Annotated in this window: 16 protein-coding genes; 10 read left to right on the top strand and 6 right to left on the bottom strand. The window is 39.3% G+C overall.

The window, feature by feature from the left end; translation table 11 throughout:
- Window positions 1-14 precede the first annotated feature (14 nt).
- Window positions 15-788: a DUF3307 domain-containing protein gene (locus tag FGD67_RS18505; RefSeq protein WP_257172517.1), complete on the top strand. Its 774-nt coding sequence runs from the start codon at window positions 15-17 to the stop codon at window positions 786-788.
- 58 nt (window positions 789-846) lie between these two features.
- Here FGD67_RS18505 and FGD67_RS18500 read toward each other — a convergent pair whose 3' ends face one another.
- The gene (locus FGD67_RS18500) at window positions 847-2382 is read right to left on the bottom strand and encodes a DEAD/DEAH box helicase (protein ID WP_257172516.1); all 1536 of its coding nucleotides are present in this window, start codon (window positions 2380-2382) and stop codon (window positions 847-849) included.
- Between the two features lie 450 nt (window positions 2383-2832).
- On the opposite strand from FGD67_RS18500, the gene FGD67_RS18495 reads away from it, so the two are divergent.
- Together FGD67_RS18495 and FGD67_RS18490 are read left to right on the top strand one after the other, a co-directional pair.
- Window positions 2833-4116 (top strand): lytic murein transglycosylase, encoded by a 1284-nt coding sequence (locus FGD67_RS18495; protein ID WP_257172515.1) that lies wholly within the window; start codon window positions 2833-2835, stop codon window positions 4114-4116.
- 7 nt (window positions 4117-4123) lie between these two features.
- Window positions 4124-4897 carry a sulfite exporter TauE/SafE family protein gene (locus FGD67_RS18490; protein ID WP_257172514.1) on the top strand — a complete coding sequence of 258 codons (774 nt, stop codon included), beginning with the start codon at window positions 4124-4126 and terminating at the stop codon, window positions 4895-4897.
- A gap of 120 nt (window positions 4898-5017) precedes the next feature.
- On the opposite strand, the gene FGD67_RS18485 is transcribed toward FGD67_RS18490, so the two are convergent.
- Window positions 5018-5704: a flagellar brake protein gene (locus FGD67_RS18485; RefSeq protein ID WP_257172513.1), complete on the bottom strand. Its 687-nt coding sequence runs from the start codon at window positions 5702-5704 to the stop codon at window positions 5018-5020.
- A 229-nt stretch (window positions 5705-5933) separates the two neighbouring features.
- On the opposite strand from FGD67_RS18485, the gene FGD67_RS18480 reads away from it, so the two are divergent.
- Both FGD67_RS18480 and FGD67_RS18475 read left to right on the top strand, forming a co-directional pair.
- Window positions 5934-6728, top strand: a complete 795-nt coding sequence (locus FGD67_RS18480) for a tRNA (adenine(22)-N(1))-methyltransferase TrmK (protein WP_257172512.1) — start codon at window positions 5934-5936, stop codon at window positions 6726-6728.
- A 219-nt stretch (window positions 6729-6947) separates the two neighbouring features.
- Window positions 6948-7820: a 1-acyl-sn-glycerol-3-phosphate acyltransferase gene (locus FGD67_RS18475; RefSeq protein ID WP_257172511.1), complete on the top strand. Its 873-nt coding sequence runs from the start codon at window positions 6948-6950 to the stop codon at window positions 7818-7820.
- 187 nt (window positions 7821-8007) lie between these two features.
- Here the strand turns inward: FGD67_RS18475 and FGD67_RS18470 are convergent, their stop codons facing one another.
- Window positions 8008-8823, bottom strand: coding sequence for a mechanosensitive ion channel family protein (locus FGD67_RS18470; RefSeq protein ID WP_257172510.1), 816 nt, complete (start codon window positions 8821-8823; stop codon window positions 8008-8010).
- Between the two features lie 437 nt (window positions 8824-9260).
- Entirely contained in the window at window positions 9261-10403 is a 1143-nt protein-coding gene (locus tag FGD67_RS18465) for a PQQ-dependent sugar dehydrogenase (protein WP_257172509.1), read from the bottom strand.
- A 313-nt stretch (window positions 10404-10716) separates the two neighbouring features.
- Between FGD67_RS18465 and FGD67_RS18460 the strand changes: the two genes are divergently transcribed.
- A complete protein-coding gene (locus FGD67_RS18460; protein WP_257172508.1) occupies window positions 10717-11574 on the top strand; it encodes an MBL fold metallo-hydrolase in 858 nt (285 codons plus the stop codon).
- 445 nt (window positions 11575-12019) lie between these two features.
- Window positions 12020-13249 (top strand): type III PLP-dependent enzyme, encoded by a 1230-nt coding sequence (locus tag FGD67_RS18455; protein WP_257172507.1) that lies wholly within the window; start codon window positions 12020-12022, stop codon window positions 13247-13249.
- A gap of 344 nt (window positions 13250-13593) precedes the next feature.
- On the opposite strand, the gene FGD67_RS18450 is transcribed toward FGD67_RS18455, so the two are convergent.
- A complete protein-coding gene (locus FGD67_RS18450) occupies window positions 13594-13911 on the bottom strand; it encodes a VF530 family protein (RefSeq protein ID WP_257172506.1) in 318 nt (105 codons plus the stop codon).
- A gap of 838 nt (window positions 13912-14749) precedes the next feature.
- On the opposite strand from FGD67_RS18450, the gene FGD67_RS18445 reads away from it, so the two are divergent.
- From FGD67_RS18445 to FGD67_RS18435, 3 genes are all read left to right on the top strand, one after another.
- On the top strand, window positions 14750-15775 hold the full coding sequence (locus tag FGD67_RS18445) for an IS110 family transposase (RefSeq protein WP_257171489.1): 1026 nt from the start codon (window positions 14750-14752) through the stop codon (window positions 15773-15775).
- Window positions 15776-16388: 613 nt separating this feature from the next.
- A complete protein-coding gene (locus tag FGD67_RS18440) occupies window positions 16389-16673 on the top strand; it encodes a damage-inducible protein J (RefSeq protein WP_257172505.1) in 285 nt (94 codons plus the stop codon).
- Window positions 16670-16948: a type II toxin-antitoxin system RelE/ParE family toxin gene (locus tag FGD67_RS18435; protein ID WP_257172504.1), complete on the top strand. Its 279-nt coding sequence runs from the start codon at window positions 16670-16672 to the stop codon at window positions 16946-16948. The genes FGD67_RS18440 and FGD67_RS18435 overlap by 4 nt, the downstream gene beginning before the upstream one ends.
- On the opposite strand, the gene FGD67_RS18430 is transcribed toward FGD67_RS18435, so the two are convergent.
- Window positions 16899-17729, bottom strand: coding sequence for a transposase (locus FGD67_RS18430; RefSeq protein WP_257172503.1), 831 nt, complete (start codon window positions 17727-17729; stop codon window positions 16899-16901). The two genes, FGD67_RS18435 and FGD67_RS18430, sit on opposite strands and share 50 nt — an antisense overlap.
- Window positions 17730-17827 lie beyond the last annotated feature (98 nt).

Genomic DNA, 17827 nt, shown 5'->3' with positions numbered 1-17827 from the left:
AGAGGCAACAACGAATGGAACTGTTACTGCTATTGTTAACTGCACATTTTATTAGTGATTTTTATCTCCAGCCCGCTCATTGGCTTACTTATAGAAACAGCCACCATATAAAATCGCTGGGGTTTTGGCAGCATGTTGCCGTTCACACCCTGCTTAATATCGTAGTTTTTCTTATCTCTGATATAGCATTGCTGCCCGCAATTATTGCTATTGTACTGATATCACTAGCACATGTTCTGACCAATCACTGGTTGTCGTATCGAAGCAATAAGCTTAGCTTTTTATTAACCACACAAAGTTTCCATTTATTGCTTATCTGCATTATTTGGGCATATCTTGCCAACTTCACCATCGAGCAAGTAACTAGCTTTATTAGCAGTTTTTTAAGTGCCAAAAACCTGATCATTGCTATTTCATATTTGCTAGTTTGTAAGCCTGCTTCTGTCATTATTTCATTGGCTTTAAAGAAACACACCGATAGCCTAACTCAACATTCTAATGGGTCAACAGAAAACACTACGATAGAAGAAAATGAAAATATTGGTTTAGTGTCGGCTGGTGCTTGGATTGGTTATATTGAACGTTGTTTAGCTATTTCATTTATCTTTATGGGGCAGTTTGCCGGCATTGGGTTTCTGGTCGCGACTAAAACTATTTTTAGATTTGGGGATTTGACAAAAAATAAGGATATGAAACTAACCGAATATATGATGCTAGGTACGCTATTAAGCTACGCTATCGCCTTATTCATCGGTTGGAATGTATTACAAATTTATAAGGTTTTATAATCTACTACCGTGTTTGAACAAGTAAGGTCAATGACTTATCAGCCTTAGCACACTTATGCTAAACCTTACTGAGTAAGTCTTGCTTTGTCAGAGTCGTGATCAAAGTGCTAATTTTAGGTAGTAAGCCTTTGATGGATTGATTTTTATCATGTAGTGCCTCAACTAAGTTGGTACTACTATCAACTAAAGCATCACTGTAAGCAAAGCCGATCAAAGCAACTAACTTAACCATACCTTCTTCATCAAGCATCTTATAACTTTCATTTTGTTGATCATAAACGCTGTTAACTAACTCAATAGTACTGACCAGCTTTTCCATTTTAGGGTTAAGTCTAAGTAGCGCTTCAGCCCTTTTACTGGGTGCTTTATCAATAAGTGCTTTACTGAAGGCTAATTTAGGCCGAGATTTATTACGCTTACGCGCTGGTTTTCTTTTGATAACCTTACGCTCTATCGAATCATCAAAGGTGAATTCGCCATCAACAAACTGAGCGATATTAGTTACACTTAAACGTTCAGACATTATGGCTGCAGATTTAGCTGTTTTACGCGTAAAGTCACGATGATCTTCAGCAAAACCATGAGTAGAAATACATTGTGCTAAATCGAGTATTAAAGCATCAGTTTTACCTTTTGAAGCTCGTAAACACCGACCAATAATTTGTAAATATAACCTTAATATTTTTGTTGGTCGAGCTAACACTACGCAGTCAGTTGTCGGATCATCAAAGCCTATGGTCAACATAGACATATTAATGATCAAGCGCACCTCATTCGATTTATAACGGCGAATACTTTCATCGTTATCACTAATAGAACGTTTAGAATGTACCCGCTCATGCTTAACACCGAGCGAATCAAAAGCGTCAGAAAGTGCTTCAACATGCTTGATAGAGTTAGCAAACAACATAACTTTTCGCCCTTGGGACAGCGCATCATTAAGTGTTTGTTGGGCAACAAGAGAACAATGCTCAAGCAATATTAGGTCTAAGCCAGAAACACTAAAATCACCGCGGTACATTTTCACAGCGCTGTAGTCTATTTCTTGCGATAAGCTTGGTACTTTGTAAACCGGTTTGGCTAATTCTCCGATTTCAATTAACTGCCGAGTTGTTGTTTCTTCAATCAACTGCATGGACGGATCAATATAAACGCCTAATCGATCAATCGGTGTGGCAGTCAGACCGATAATTAAATCAGGCGATAGCTCTTCACGCATATTAATATAAACACCGCCCATACAACCGACATGATACTCATCACGTAGCAGTACATCACAAACGATGTTGAGGTGTCTTCGTCGGTTAAATGATTGTTCCATCACTAAAGTGACATCACCACCAGCAACATAGTTATAGCCCGATTTAACCACACTTACTGATAAGCCGTTTACCGTAAGCGTATGTAATAATTGAGGTACTAAGGCAGCATTACGCAGGCTCACCACAACTTTCTTGTCGGGCATTGCTTGACATAATTTAAGTATACAAATGCTCTTACCGCCCCCCGTAGGTAATGCGATAATGGAGTTAGCCCCTGCTGCGATAGCCTTACGGACACTGTTAACTTGATAATCTTTTTCTAATATCCGCATGCCATACTACTCAGTTTTTTTCCTTGCTTATTCTAAATAAGTTTTTTAAAACTCATTTTATTATCAGCTAAATTATTGCTTAAGCTGGTTCTTGAACTAGCTCTAGATAATCAATCTTATGGTTATATTTTATGATTACATTGCACAGCCTTATTGCACAATAGCGAACAATTTACCGCTCAAAATCATAGCCCTTATTGAAGGCGAAAAAGTATTATACCCTCAATCAACGACAAGATGCAGGATTCTGCACTTACTTGCTGTAGAAACAGCAATACTATTGCAAATAACCACCTAAAAGCGCTCAATTTACAACCTAAGTAGTGCAGCTATTTTCATTCAATAGTGATTAAGGCTTGCTAGCGCGGTAAAATTTCACCATGATATTAAATCGAGTGCATTTTAGTTTTAGTTTTAGTTTTAGTTTTAGTTTTCAAGGAATTTTCATTAATGAACTCATCGAAGTACCTGCTCCAAAAAATAGTTAATTTTTCCCTTGTTCGAAAAGTCATCGCTATAGTAGCGTTTATCCCTATGTTTTCACATGCCAGCATTGCAGATGAAAATTTTCTTCAGTGTAAAGCTAATTTAGCTAAACGTGCTGGTAGCTCGGGTTTTTCTACTTACATCACCAAAACCGTTATTGATGATATTGCACCACTTAAACGGGTGATCGCATTAGATAAAAAACAACCTGAGTTTACCCAAACCTTTGCGCAATATATTAAAGCCAGAGTAACCGCGTATCATGTCCGCGTAGGCAAAGAAAAACTTAAAAGTCATAAAGCGCTATTTGATCGTTTAGAAGAAAAATACGCCGTTCCGCGTCAATACTTAGTGTCTTTTTGGGGCTTAGAAACTGTTTTTGGCAAACATAAAGGCAAAATGTCAGTATTAAATGCACTAGCAACACTGGCTTGTGATCAGCGTCGTAGTGAGTTCTTCACTTTAGAATTATTAAATCTATTTACCTTAATTGAAAGCAAAAAAGTTTCTGTCGAACAACTACAAGGCTCTTGGGCTGGGGCAATGGGACATATGCAGTTTATGCCAACCGCTTTTTTAACATATGCCGTTGACGGCGACAACGACGGTAAAGTCGATATTTGGCAAAGTGAAGTAGATGCGCTAACCACAGCAGCAAATTACTTACATAATATCGGTTGGCAAAGTAAAGAGCGTTGGGGCAGAGAAGTTAAACTTCCTGATAATTTTGCCTTTGAAAAAGTCGCTTTTGACCAATATTATTCACTCACACACTTTCAACAATTAGGCGTACAGCAAACAAATAATCAAGCATTGCCTGCTTATGACATTCAGGCTGAGCTTTACCTTCCTTCTGGTTATCAAGGACCGGCATTTTTACTCTACCCCAATTTCAATGTCATCATGAAATGGAACTTGTCGAAAAGTTATGCCCTCTCGGTTGGCATATTAGCCAATAAACTCGTTGGCGCTAAAGGTGTAGAATTTATAGCAAAAGCTCAAAATCAAGCGAAGCCTTACAGTATTACCGAAATGAAAAACCTACAAAGCCAACTGAATACGTTAGGCTTTGACACCGGCGAACCTGATGGCATTTGGGGACCAAAAAGCCGAAAAGCCATTCGCTCATTCCAATTACAACACCAACTGATTGCTGATGGCTATCCAAATAAAGCGCTGATTTTAGCGGTTGATTCAGTGATAAACGCCCGTAAAACTCACACAACTAATAACAACCAAGAGAGTTAACGGCACCATGATCTTTGAAATAGCATTTCTGTTTTTTGCTGGTTTTTTTGGTGGTGTACTTAACTCGATTGCCGGCGGTGGTAGCTTTATTACCTTTCCGGCACTTATCTTTGTTGGTATTCCTCATATCATGGCCAGTGCAACCAATACTTTCGCTTCATGCGCGGGTTATATCAGTGGTACTTATGCTTTTCGAAAGGAACTTGCGGAACATAAAGATGAATTGCTACGGATCATTATTATCAGCTTACTCGGCGGTATTTCTGGAGCCTGGCTCTTGCTTAAAACCCCCGAAGAGCTGTTTAAAGAGGCTATTCCTTGGTTATTACTGTTTGCTACCGTGTTATTTATTTTTGGAGCTCAAATTAATAGCAAGCTAAAAACCATGGCGAAAAGTCATCAACATGCCTCTGCCATTGGTGTTATTTTATTAATGGTATTACTGTTAGCCGTATCGGCTTATGGTGGATTTTTCAATGCCGGCTTAGGCATTATAGTACTGAGCTATTTAGCATTAGCTGGCCACACTAATATCAACACCATGAATGGCTTAAAGCTATTAATATCAACAACTGTATCACTCATTGCTATCGTATTGTTTATTTATAATGACGTTATTGCTTGGTACGAAGGTTCGATTGTACTATGCGGCACACTAGCCGGAGGTTATGTTGCGGCAAATGTATCGCGCAACTTGCCACAAAAACAAGTGAGACGCTTTGTTATATTTGCCAGTATTGCGACTACGCTCTATTTCTTTTTTGACAGTTATATGGCTTAAGCTTTGCCGTTACTGACTTTTACCTATTAGCGTAAAGCATTGCGGGTAAAAAAATAATAAAACAATAAACTAGACTGACTTCAAGCGCAGTGCGCCAATAACAAGCTATTCAACTATTATTTACAGCATATTCTGATCAATAAATAAATGTTCAAGTAAATTTTTCACTTGTTCATCATCATCAAAAAACTTAATGCCAACACTTACTTTTCCTTGTTCATTACGGCTATTACAAACTTGAGCAGGTATTTTCACATCACCGGTACTTGGGTGGTGAATACAAACAAAAACATCACGCTTGTTAACCATTATTTTGGTGTTATCAGCTTTAAAAGCAAAACCACAACCTTGTATTGATATGTCAGCAATAATACCATTTAAACGAACACCTTTTCCATCACCAACTTCTATGTCTACCATAATGCTGGCTGGTAAATGTGTCGTGATTCGTTGCTGTAATCGCAATTGTCGACTTTCAATTTTTTCAGGGTAATGCAATATAATAAAGTTTTCAGGGTATTTTGTTATATGCTTTATGGTCGAACGAAAAGCATAACACTCGCCGCGCTCGCCTTCTAAAATATAGCGAGCAATAACAACGTTACCTTCAACCAATACATCTTGATAATCACTTATTCGCGATGAGACGGGATATTTTAAAATAATATACTTACCGATTTCATAACCGATCAGCGGCACTTTAATACGAACTTTAACAGGATGATTAATTTCTATATCAAGCACTTTACCGGGTTGAAGGTCAAAACCATATGATACTGCGGGTACTTGTTGAGTTAATACAGTCATTACTTCCTTGCAACTATGTTGATGAAACCTCTTCTTAATATAAACAAGCAAGTCACTTTAAACAATGGCTATTTTTTAATATATCTTACTGATGGCTTAAGCTACGGCCTGACACTGAGAACCACTTGAATGGTTAACTTAGTTAGCTATACAATAGCCACGTTTTTCATCAATAAAGTACTTTGCTTGCAGCTCAATACCCTCTATGTTTAAGGTTATGCCAAACACTATGCAGAACATTATCCAAAACAATAAGCCAGCCAACAAGCTCGGCTTTAAACTCAGTAAGCGCTTACAACAAATTGAAGCTATGATAACACCTCAATACGATCATATATGGGATTGTTGCTGTGATCATGGCCTACTTGGCTTTGCGCTTTTATCAGGTAAGATATCCGGCCAAACCTCGCAGCAAGGGTCATTTCAGGCCAGCAGCACAGTGCATTTTGTTGATATTGTTCCCGAACTTATGGCTAAAGTTCAGCACAAGCTGGAGCGTTTTTATCCAAACTCAAGTTGGAAAACTTATTGCTTAGATGTGGCAAAACTGCCCTTAAGGCAACAAGGTAAACATCTGGTGATCATTGCCGGTGTCGGCGGCGACTTAATGCTGCAGTTTATTAGCGCCATTGTTGAGCAGCATAAGCAGCTCAATATTGATTTTTTACTTTGCCCTGTCCATCACCAATTCGCCTTACGTCAGCAATTAATCGCGCTAGATTTTAGTTTGAAAGACGAAGTGCTAATCGAAGAAAATCAACGTTTCTATGAGATACTCTTAGTTTCATTCTTGAACGAAGACAAAAGTGAAAACCCAGCTGAAGAACTAAGCGAAACCAAAAGCAAAATTAACCCTGTTGGCGATAAAATTTGGCAAACAACATCAAGTAAGCAACGTGAAATAATCGATAGATATTTGCATAAAACCCTTAGCCATTACCAACGTATTCAACAAGGAGCTCAACAAAATAAGGTAAACGATGTACAGCACATAATTGATGCTTATAATGCTATTGCACGCTAATACCATAGCGCAATATCACCACTGCTGTAGCTATTAGTTATCTATCACAACAACACTTCAAGTAGTGTTGTTGAGATAGATAACAAGGCAAGGTATTTCATTAACACCTTGCTTAGGAAGAAATTGAACTATGGCAAAATTTTATGCTATATCAAGGTTTTCTGTTGCTATCATGCTACAATACTGGCTATATTCATCGTAACAACACCCCCTACTATCATGGCAAAAACATCACTCACCATCCGTGAGAAAACCATCTTTGACGGTATTTTCACTAAATATATTTTAAAATTTCTTTTTAGCCTTTGGTTCAAGGTTGCCGGCTGGAAGCTGTGCAAAAATGCCCCTGAAGGTGCTGGAGTAGCGATTGCCGCACCGCATACTTCAAATTGGGATTTCTTTTATGCCCTGGGTGCTGCCATACAACAAGATGTTAAAATATACTTTTCTATTAAAGACAGTATCTGCCGAGTACCGATATTAGGTACATGGCTAATGTATCTTGGCGCGATTCCAATTGATCGTTCAGAGCAAGGTGTTGGCCAAGTTCAACAAATAAAAGACTTTATTGATAGCCAAAAATTAAAGCGGGTGTTTTTCTTATTTACCCCAGAAGGCACCCGTGGTCCAGTATCTAAATGGAAAACAGGTTTTTACCATGTGGCTCAAGGCTGTGGTTTACCAATATTTTTAGCTAAAGTAGATTACCTGAGCAAAGAATCTGGTGTTTTTCATACTTTCAAATTAACCGACAATAAAGCAGACGATATCAAAGCAATACAAGCGTCTTATAAAACTATTCGTGGTAAGTTTCCGCTGCATCAATACCCGCCATACGCAGGTAGCATCCCTAAATTATCTGAAGTAGAAGCTAAAATAATCAAGACCATGTACTCTTGCAAAGGTGTTGCCACTAAAATGGAAATCACCGCAAAAGCTAAGCTGGATGAGCTATCAACAACCATGTTGGACTTTTTAATTGAGAAAGGCATGCTTGAAAAAGTTTCGTCTAGCGCTAACCCTAACGAGCCTAGTTATCAGTTAACTTTTGCCGGTAAAGGTTGCTTCCTACATTTATCACCGAGTGTTTAACAAGTTGTTTTTTAATGATGCTGACTGCTATGCAATGACCATAACTTAGTGGTCATTGCATAGCCGTCAGCATTTCCCTTAATTAACGCTAGCCTGTAAATAAAAAAAGAGCTAAACAATAACTTGCTTAGCTCTTTTTAGTTGCTTAAATGCATCACGTTAACGCAGCGCTTTGCTTTAAAGCGATTTATGCGTCTTTATGTAAATGAACATCCATTTGTGGGAAAGGAATGTTTAAGCCTTCTCTGGCGAAGGTTTTATATACGTTCTCATTCATGTCGAAGTAAACACCCCAATAATCCGGCGCACTTACCCATGCTCTGACAGCAAAGTTCACTGAACTGTCAGCTAAAGCAGAAACAGCAATAAATACTTCAGGCTCTTTTAAAATACGGCTATCTGCATCACATAAACGTTTAATAACTTCGCGTGCTTTGTCTAAGTCATCACCGTAAGCAACACCAATGGTCCAATCAACACGTCTTTTTGGCTCAGTTGAATAATTGATCATTGATGATGTTGATAATCCGCCATTTGGAATAATAATGGTTTTATTATCAGGCGTTTTCATAATGGTATTGAAAATTTGTATTTGAGAAACACTACCAACATACCCCTGCGCTTCTATAACGTCACCGACTTTGAACGGTTTAAAAACCAAGATCATCACACCGCCAGCAAAATTCTGTAATGTGCCTGACATTGCCATACCAATGGCTAAACCAACGGCACCAACAATGGCAATAAATGAGGTCATTTCGATGCCTAACATGCCTAGTACTGTGATAACCAACATAACTTTTAACAGACCGTTGACAATGCCTGTTAAGAAAGGCTTTAACGATGGATCAGTGCCGCTTTTGTCTAAAGTACTTTTTACCACTCGACCGATGACATTTATTACCCAGCCACCAATGATCCATACCAAAATAGCACCAATCAATTTCGGTCCATAAAGTAATGCCATACTGATAACTTGATCAACAACTTCTTCTGTATTCATATTTTTTCCCTGATTTATTTGTCGAGTTTAAAAGGCTGACTTTTTTGCTCTATTTAATTTTTTTATTTATTTTGGTGAAACTTAACTTGAGCTTCTAACCTAAGTTAAATTTCACCTTATGAATATAGAATAAAAATCATAATTATTCTCAAAGTTATTTTTGATTTTCATATAGTACTGACGTCGAGACCGACCTAGGCTAATGACTAATTACCTTGCTGAGATGGGAATTTTGCGATCGTTGAAGTTAAGGGCTTAACTCCAACGATGATTCGATTATCGCTATATACTTGTTGCTTTTATGAAACGGCAATCGACTCACTTATACCAATGCGACTAAGTTTCTTCCCACTCAGTGAAATTTAAAAGCTTTAGCGGCACTGGTTCACCGTTCCAGACTGAACCTAAGTACATCCATATAGGCAAGGCATTGATGTTTACTTATCTGGAGTTAGCTTTAAAAGCCTGGCACCTGAGCCGTCTTCTAAAATCCATAACGCCCCATCAGGGCCTTGTTCAACTTCTCGTATACGTTTATCCATAGCAAACCTTTCCGCTTCTGCTGCGCTATCACCGATTATGTTTATGCGTAAAAGTGCCTGAGACTTAAGGCCTCCGATAAAAGCATTACCCTGCCATTGGGCAAACATAGCGCCGTGATAAATAATCAAACCGGACGGGGCAATTGTTGGTAGCCAAAAAGCGGCTGGTGCATGAAATTCTGCACGGGTGTTATGCGCCGGAATAGCAACACCTGAGTAGTGTTCGCCCTCAGAAACAATTGGCCAACCATAGTTATGGCCAGCGATAGTCAAGTTTAATTCATCGCCATCTCTAGGACCCATTTCATGGGTCCACAAACGCCCTTGCTGATCAAAAGCCATACCCAGCATATTTCGGTGCCCTAACGACCAGAACGTTTTTGCCAGCTCCCCTTTAAGTTGAAAGGGATTATCTTTAGGTACAGAGCCATCGGCATTTACTCGAATTACCTTTCCTAAGTTTTGCTGCCAGTCTTGCGCCGGTATTTGCTTTTGTCTATCGCCAGAAGTTATAAATAGTTGCCCGTTAGGACTAAATGCCATGCGGTGTGAGTAATGCCCATAACCTGATACTTTGGGAAATTGACGCCAAATAAATTCAATATTTTCAAGCGTCGGCGTTGAAGCGTTTATTTTTAACTTTGCGCGGATCACAACGGCGCCTCTTTTTCCTGACCTACCTGCTTCTACATAAGATAAATAAAGCCAATTATTTATCTTAAATTGCGGATGCACAATAACATCGCCTAAGCCACCTTGCCCACCGTATACAACTTCAGGTACGCCTTGTATTGTTTGCTTAGAGCGTTTTTTCAAATCAACTAAAAACAACTTCCCTGCTTTTTCAGTAACAATAAGTTTGCCATCAGGCAAAAAAGACATCGCCCAAGGAGAATCGAAAGTAGCAAATTCTTCAGCAAACAAGGTAGCCCCAGCAGTACCGCTATAACTCTGCTGACCGCCAGATTCAGCACAAAGATTAAACGAGAACAAGAATAACAACAGGTACTGACAATATTTAAAAGCGAGTGACGACATAATTTTCTCAAGGTAATTAAGAACTAAATATCTGTATGTTTAGTATATAAACATCCACAAAATAGTTCAGCAAAATGGCGAATATAATTGAGATGCCGGTCGTAGCTTTTAACTCCAGCGGCCACTAGCTTTAATTTTAGTTCAAGCTTAAGTTTATTTTATTGCTTAACGTATAGTGAAAACAATAGTTATAAAAACAACTTAACACTAACAAAGCTTGTTATTTTTTACGCATAAACTGAAATTTTTTGTCTATTGTGACTATCTACTTCAACAGAGTTATTAAGCTTGAATAAATGTAAAGGAATGCTATATGCCAAAATCATTGATAAAACTATTAACTGCAGCCTTACTGATAATAGGTTTCAGCGCACAAGCACTTGAAATTGAAGATTTAGGTGATGGTTTGTACCGTTTTATTGACGACAGACATCGCTCAGTATTTTTGATCACCCCACAAGGCGCCATTGTTACCGACCCACTGAATAAAAAAGCTGCCACTTGGCTGAACGAACAAATTAAAACCCGTTTTAACGTTCCCGTTAAGTATGTCATCTATAGTCATAATCACAGTGACCATATTTATGGCGCAGAAGCATTTAAAAGCCCGCATACCACTTTTGTTGCCCACACACTCAGTGCGCAAGATATTAAAAACACGCAAATGAAAACTGTAACACCTGACCTCACTTTCGATGACGAGTTAGTGCTAACCCTAGGAGACTCAAGCGTTAAACTTAATTACCATGGCCCCAATGACGGTCGTGGCTCAGTCAGTATGTTGTTTGAAAAGCAAAAAACCTTATTTGTCGTTGATTGGATATTAATCGGTAGAATGCCATGGCAAAAGCTATGGAGTTACGATATTCAAGGCATGATCAACTCAACAAAAGCGGTGCTCAATTATGACTTTGATACCTTTGTTGGTGGTCACGCTGATATAGGAAATAAAGCCGATGTAAAACATTATTTAAGTTACATAGAGCAATTATACAGCCAAGTAACTGCAGGTGCTTTAGCCGGTAAAACACTTGATGAAATAAAACAAAACATTCAGCTAGATGAATTTAAAGACTTCAGACAATATGAAGCTTGGTTACCGCTCAATATTGAAGGCGTATACGAACGGTTAATGGAAGAGTCAGGCATGGGATGGCGCAGTGATTTATAATGCTCGTTTAGATGCTAGATATACAGATAAAGATGAAATCACAATACGTTATTTCATCATATCAACCCATTACGCTTTAAACCTTCGAGCGCTAACACGACATAAAAAAATAAACCCACAAAACTTTAAGCAATAAAAGCAAAGGGTTATATGAGTAGAGAATAAGCCGACGCTTAATGCTACAGCCTAAATTTGTGCAACATTAACTTTTTTAAAATAAATGTTGCACAAATTTAAAACTCACATTATTATCTCGCCGCTTCTTGATGATAGCCAATCCGAGTACATTACAAATTTAGTTTGTAGCAAGGCAATGAGCAACTATCCAAGAGTGAATTTGACTGTGCATAAGCACTATTGATATCACTTAACTGACTCGTAGATACCCCTTATCCGAGCGGTTACTGAGAACGTAATAACGACGTTCTTTTACTCGGAGAATACCATGGCTTTATCTACGCAATTAAAAGATTTCCACATCAAAGTACCTGCAGTTGCGGCTGCAGCTAACCAAAGCGAATGCTTTGCTTATACGCAACCAAGCAATCAAGAAATTGAACAACTAGCAGCACAATACGGTGCGCCTTTAATGGTGCTTGACTGCGAAGCTATTCGTCGCCAATACCACGCACTTAAAAATGCACTACCAAACGTAACCCTACACTTTGCCTTAAAACCTCTGCCATTAGCCGCGGTTGTTCGCACATTATTAGCAGAAGGCGCAAGCTTTGATCTTGCCACCAGCGGCGAAATTGATTTAGTTGCCCGTGAAGGCGTACCAAGTGAGCGTACCATTCACACGCACCCTATTAAACGCGATAGCGATATCCGTGATGCACTAGCTTATGGTTGTACTGTATTTGTGGTGGATAACATCAACGAACTAGAAAAATTTATTGCTTACAAAGATCAAGCTGAAATTTTAGTACGTTTAAGTTTCCGCAATAAAGATGCATTTGCTGATTTATCTAAAAAGTTTGGTTGTAGCCCTGAAATGGCCATTGAAATCATGACCTACGCACAACAGCTAGGTATTAGAATCAAAGGCTTATCGTTTCATGTTGGCTCGCAATCGCCAAACCCAACTAAATACGTAGAGGCAATAAATGCCTGTGCAAAAATAATTTTACAAGTAAATGAACTCGGTTTACCTGCATTGAGCACATTAGATATCGGTGGTGGTTTTCCGGTGCCTTACAGCACTGACGTATTACCAATTGATGTGTTTTGCACGCCAATTAACCTCGCCCTTGCTCAATTACCAGAAACCATGCAAATACTTGCTGAGCCGGGTCGATTTATTGTGGCAAGTTGTGTAACCAGTGTGGCGTCTATTATGGGTCAAGCTGTGCGTGAAGGTAAAACATGGTACTACTTAGATGACGGTATTTACGGCTCGTTCAGCGGTTTAATGTTTGATGAAGCGGCATACCCAATCGACAGTGCAAAACAAGATTTTACGCGTTTTGAATCCGTACTTGCAGGCCCAACATGCGACAGTATTGATGTAATTAGCGAATCGATCATGCTACCTAAACTTAACAATGGCGATTTAATTATTAGCCGTATGATGGGTGCTTATACGCTAGCGACAGCTACCGACTTTAACTTTTTCAAACGCGCAGAAGTCGTGGTATTAAATGAGCAAATACACCACCAAGAATTAACCGGCTAAGCGCTTAGTTAAAGTTTCCTGCACGGTAAAATCAGGCTTGTATCCATACAGAAAAACGCAGTTTAATACTGCGTTTTTTACGTTAAACAACATATAAATCATTAACCATAAATAACAATAAAAAAATTATTCATCCGTGTCTTACCAATAAAGTGGTATCTTGTTATTTGTTCGAAAGCAACCATGATCACTCTAATCTGCTTTGGGAGAATACTGATTAAAATATTAAGGTTCATGGATGAACGGTAAAGCGCAATGCTATGAATGCCATGGATGGCAAGGAGCGCAGTGCTACCCGAGCGTTAGCTCGATACATTATTATTTTATCACGTTTATTTATCTTGCTACGTTGGCCAAACAAAGGGAGCAGGCTTGCTGGAGGTCTTTTCTGCTACTGCTGTTTTTTGAGCAAGTATCCCTCTGATTGCACTCCCTGTGCCTTTATCTTTACTACAAAAGGTTTTCAGGTACAAAATTTCAACTCTACTGCGTGCCCAAGGGGTTGTACGAAGAAATTTCAAACTTGATTTAAGGCGCGGTTTATTGAGGAAACAACGAATATTCAGTAACTCACCCATCTTATCCCAACCAACTTCCTTCTCAAGTTCAGTTAGAATTTGTTCAAGTTTCACGCCGTGTAGCGGCTCATTACCTTTATTCATTGGCTACCTAAAATCAAAAAATAGCATTGTACCAAGTTTTCTAACGATTAACAGACTTATGGTTTCTCCCACCCATCACAATTTTTTAGTTTGGCCTTAACCGTCGCTTAGAGTTTGATTATTTGCTTGGCGTCGGGGTCGACTACACGCAAGGGGGCTTATGTTTAGGGTACGGGCACAGATCTCCCCCCTTGCATCCCTCACTGTGCACTGCTCAGCTAAAACTGAAATAGTAATTTTTGCAGTTATCGATACCTGACGAATGCTCGTCCCTGCGCGACGTCAGTTCCAGCCATCGACGTGCAGGGATGCACTAATGCCGTGAAGGCATGGATGCCTGAGAACGGCCATGGCTGTCATCGATTAACTGCTGTTAAAAATTAATATTTCAACGCTGAGGTGGGAATTTAGCGATCGTTAAAATGGTACAGCAAGTAAAGCTAATAATAGAATTACGAAAGATTAGCGATCACCCCAATCTGCTTTGGAAAAATGCTGAATAAAATATTAATGTTCAGCTATTGTTGGCAGGATGCCATCAAAGCGAAGTAGCACATGGATGTGCGTTCTGAGCGTTAGCTCGATACATTATTATTTTGTGAAGAGTACATTTTTCAGCAGCGCCGAGGGAGTCCAGAGCGAGGTCGGCGTCAGCCTCCCTTTGGGTGTCGTCGCCACTGCGACAATGATAAACCAAAGCAAGTAGCGTAAAAATGCACCAAATATTATTTATTTGTTATTGATATTTTTGAGTGGGTGATGTGATGGACGCTCCCAATTACGGCGTCAATGCGCCAAACTGGTTAAAAACAATCAGTTAATTTAAGGAACGTCCGTCATGAAAGTTAGCACAATATCAATTGATTTAGCAAAAAACGTTTTTCAACTCATGGGGTTTACTGAGGCTAATAAAGGCGTTTTTAATAAGCGCTTGAACCGCGCTCAACTGAAGCATTTTATGCAAATGCAACCCCCATGTCGTGTTGTGATGGAGGCCTGTTATTCTTCTCATTATTGGGGCCGGTTGTTTGAATCCATCGGTCACACTGTGCACTTAATTCCTGCGCAACACGTGACACCTTTTGTGCGAGGAAACAAGAATGACAGTAACGATACACTGGCCATATTCGAAGCAAGTAGGCGACCTTTCATTCGGTTTGTCCCCATCAAAACCCAAACTCAGCAAGAAACGTTAATGCTACATCGCTTGCGAGAAAGGTTACTTAAAACACGTACAGCGGTCACTAATCAACTACGTGGTTTATTAGCTGACATTGGCCTTGTTTTCCCGTTAGGCATACCTGCTTTTAATGAAAGTATGCAAGCATTATCACTTGATACCACGTTATCGGTATCAGTTCAGTGGCTAGTTAACGATGTTTATCAAGAATTCAAAACCTTAAACCTACGTATTAAAGCGATTGAAAAACAATTAAAAACTGACATTGAAGCCAATTCATTAGGGCAAATACTATTGAGTATCCCTGGCATTGGTTACCTCAATGCTTCTGCCTTTATTGCCTCTATAGGCAGTGGACAAGCCTTCACCAGTGCACGCGACTTTGCTGTTTGGCTAGGCATTACACCCAAACAATTTGCCTCAGGCAATAAAAGCGTGATGGGCGGCATCAGTAAACGTGGAGACCAATACCTGCGTAAACAGCTTATCCATGGTGCGCGTGCCATCATCGTTCATGCCAGAAAGAAACACGATGCATTGAGTGTGTGGATAACCCAGTTAAGTGCACGAAAACCGTTCAATTGTACCGCGGTTGCCACTGCGCACAAGTTAGCACGCATCATGTGGACATTGTTACAAAAGCAATGCCATTACACGCCTCAACCGGTTAAGGTAATCACATGATTGACGACCCGTTTTACCCTCTAGTAAGCCTGTGCAGGACAAAGGCCATGAGTCTGTGTGGGTGTTTAGGCTGCTAGAGGGGACTTAATTTATCCAGAAAACTTTTCAAGACTGTTGTTGATAAGATGAAAAAAAGGCACTAGCCAACTAGAACAAAGCCTGTGAGAGGACAAGTGTATCTATCACGTTTGGGTGAACAATGTTTTAAGGTATTTCTAGTTCGCAACTTATCTGGAGCATGGATAACAAACCATAGCTCGAATATATGTCAGTACAGTTTGCTTTAAGCAAGCGAAAGCGCCTGTCATCATGAACAAAAGTATGAAAAGAGTAATGCTCAGTAATCAAAAACATAAGCCCGTTTTGTTATGTTTTCGTATTCACTTGGGTTGACATCAAGGAAGCGTCCATATATGTCCGCTATTTCCTCTATTTCCGTTATTCTCATATGCGTATACCAACGCTTAGCTAAGCGGAAAAATGCAGTTGGCTATAATGTGCGAGGTACGAGCGCAGCCAACTGTAATTTTTCCGTTTAAGCACCTTATAGTTGCCTTGGATTAATCGTAGTGCTAACATTTGTGAGTACAACACTAGTTTAAGGTAACTTATAATGGACACTCGCATTCAATTTAGAGTTGATGAAGAAACAAAACGTTTGGCGCAACTAATGGCCGAAAGCCAAGGTCGCACTCTTAGCGACGCATGCCGAGAACTCGCAGAAGGTTTAGCAGAAGAACAGAGAAAAACGATGAGCCATGATGCATGGTTATCGGAACAAATAAATGCAGCATTTGACAAGTTTGATAATGGAAAAGCTGATTTTATTGTACATGATGAAGCAAAAACATTAATGGAAGCAAGAAAACAGAAAATCCGTAATAGAGACAAATCATGATCTTTTGGGAAGAAGAATCACTAAATGATCGTGAAAAAATATTTGAATTTCTTTTTGATTTTAACCCAAATGCAGCAGACAAAACTGATCAAACTATTGAAGCTAAAGTTGAAAACTTACTAGAACACCCACTAATGGGTGTTAAAAGAGATATTTTTCGTGGAAGAGTGCTAATCATTCCAGAAATATCAATGATTGTTTCTTATTGGGTCGATGGTGATACGATTAAAATAATGCGAGTTTTACACCAAAAGCAGAATTTCCCACCAGAATAAAGGCAACTACCGAGCCTGTAGAATTACTCGTTTTTATTAAAATTAAATGAATAGTGCCTTTACTGGTGGTCATTTTGGCACTGTCATTATCGGTAACGTTACTTTTAACAGGCTTGCCTGTGCTGCCTGTTTTTTCTTGGTGAGTGGCTAAGAACTCGCTGATTTTACTGGCGCTATTATCAAGTTTCGCTTTTTGCTTTAAGTCATGACTGACTTCATCATCACTTAAGCCATCTTGTACTTGATGCCTCGCCAATATACGTTGGCTGGCCTTACGTAATTTCGTTTCCTTACGCTTTAGCTCTTCAAACGTGCCGCTGTATTCCTTACTGGCATTTGATTTTATTTTGCAACCATCGATAGCAAACATATGGCGACCAATGAGGCCTTCTTTATCACATATCAGTAATACTTGGGTAAATAGTGGCTCAATTTGCTCTTTCATCCGCGCAACGAATGCAGCAATACAGGTGTAATGTGGCTGAATATCTCCCGATAAACTCATAAAGGTAATGTTGGTTTCACAAGCGTTGGCAATGCGGCGACTATTGATAAACCCACGAGAATAACCAAAGAGAATTGTTTTTAGCATCACGGACGGAGAATAGGCGGCTGCGCCGCCTTTATCGTTTTGATACCACTGTTCAAAGCCTGATAAATCAAGATGGTTATCAACAATATGCGCAAGCGCATACTCAAAGGTGCCGGGCATTATTTGTTGTGAAAAATCGATGGGAATGAACTTACTTTGACAAGATAAATCAGGTTTATAGTTCGCCATGATATTTTGCTGTCGGTGAATAATATCTATTAGATCACAGACTAAAACTCAGTTCAAGGTTAAAAAACAAGCAATTCCGTCAAATATAAAAAAGATGT

Source organism: Colwellia sp. M166 (assembly GCF_024585285.1).
GTDB lineage: Bacteria > Pseudomonadota > Gammaproteobacteria > Enterobacterales > Alteromonadaceae > Cognaticolwellia.
Note: the sequence above shows the minus strand (reverse complement) of the source record. Positions and strands in the feature narration are given on the sequence as shown.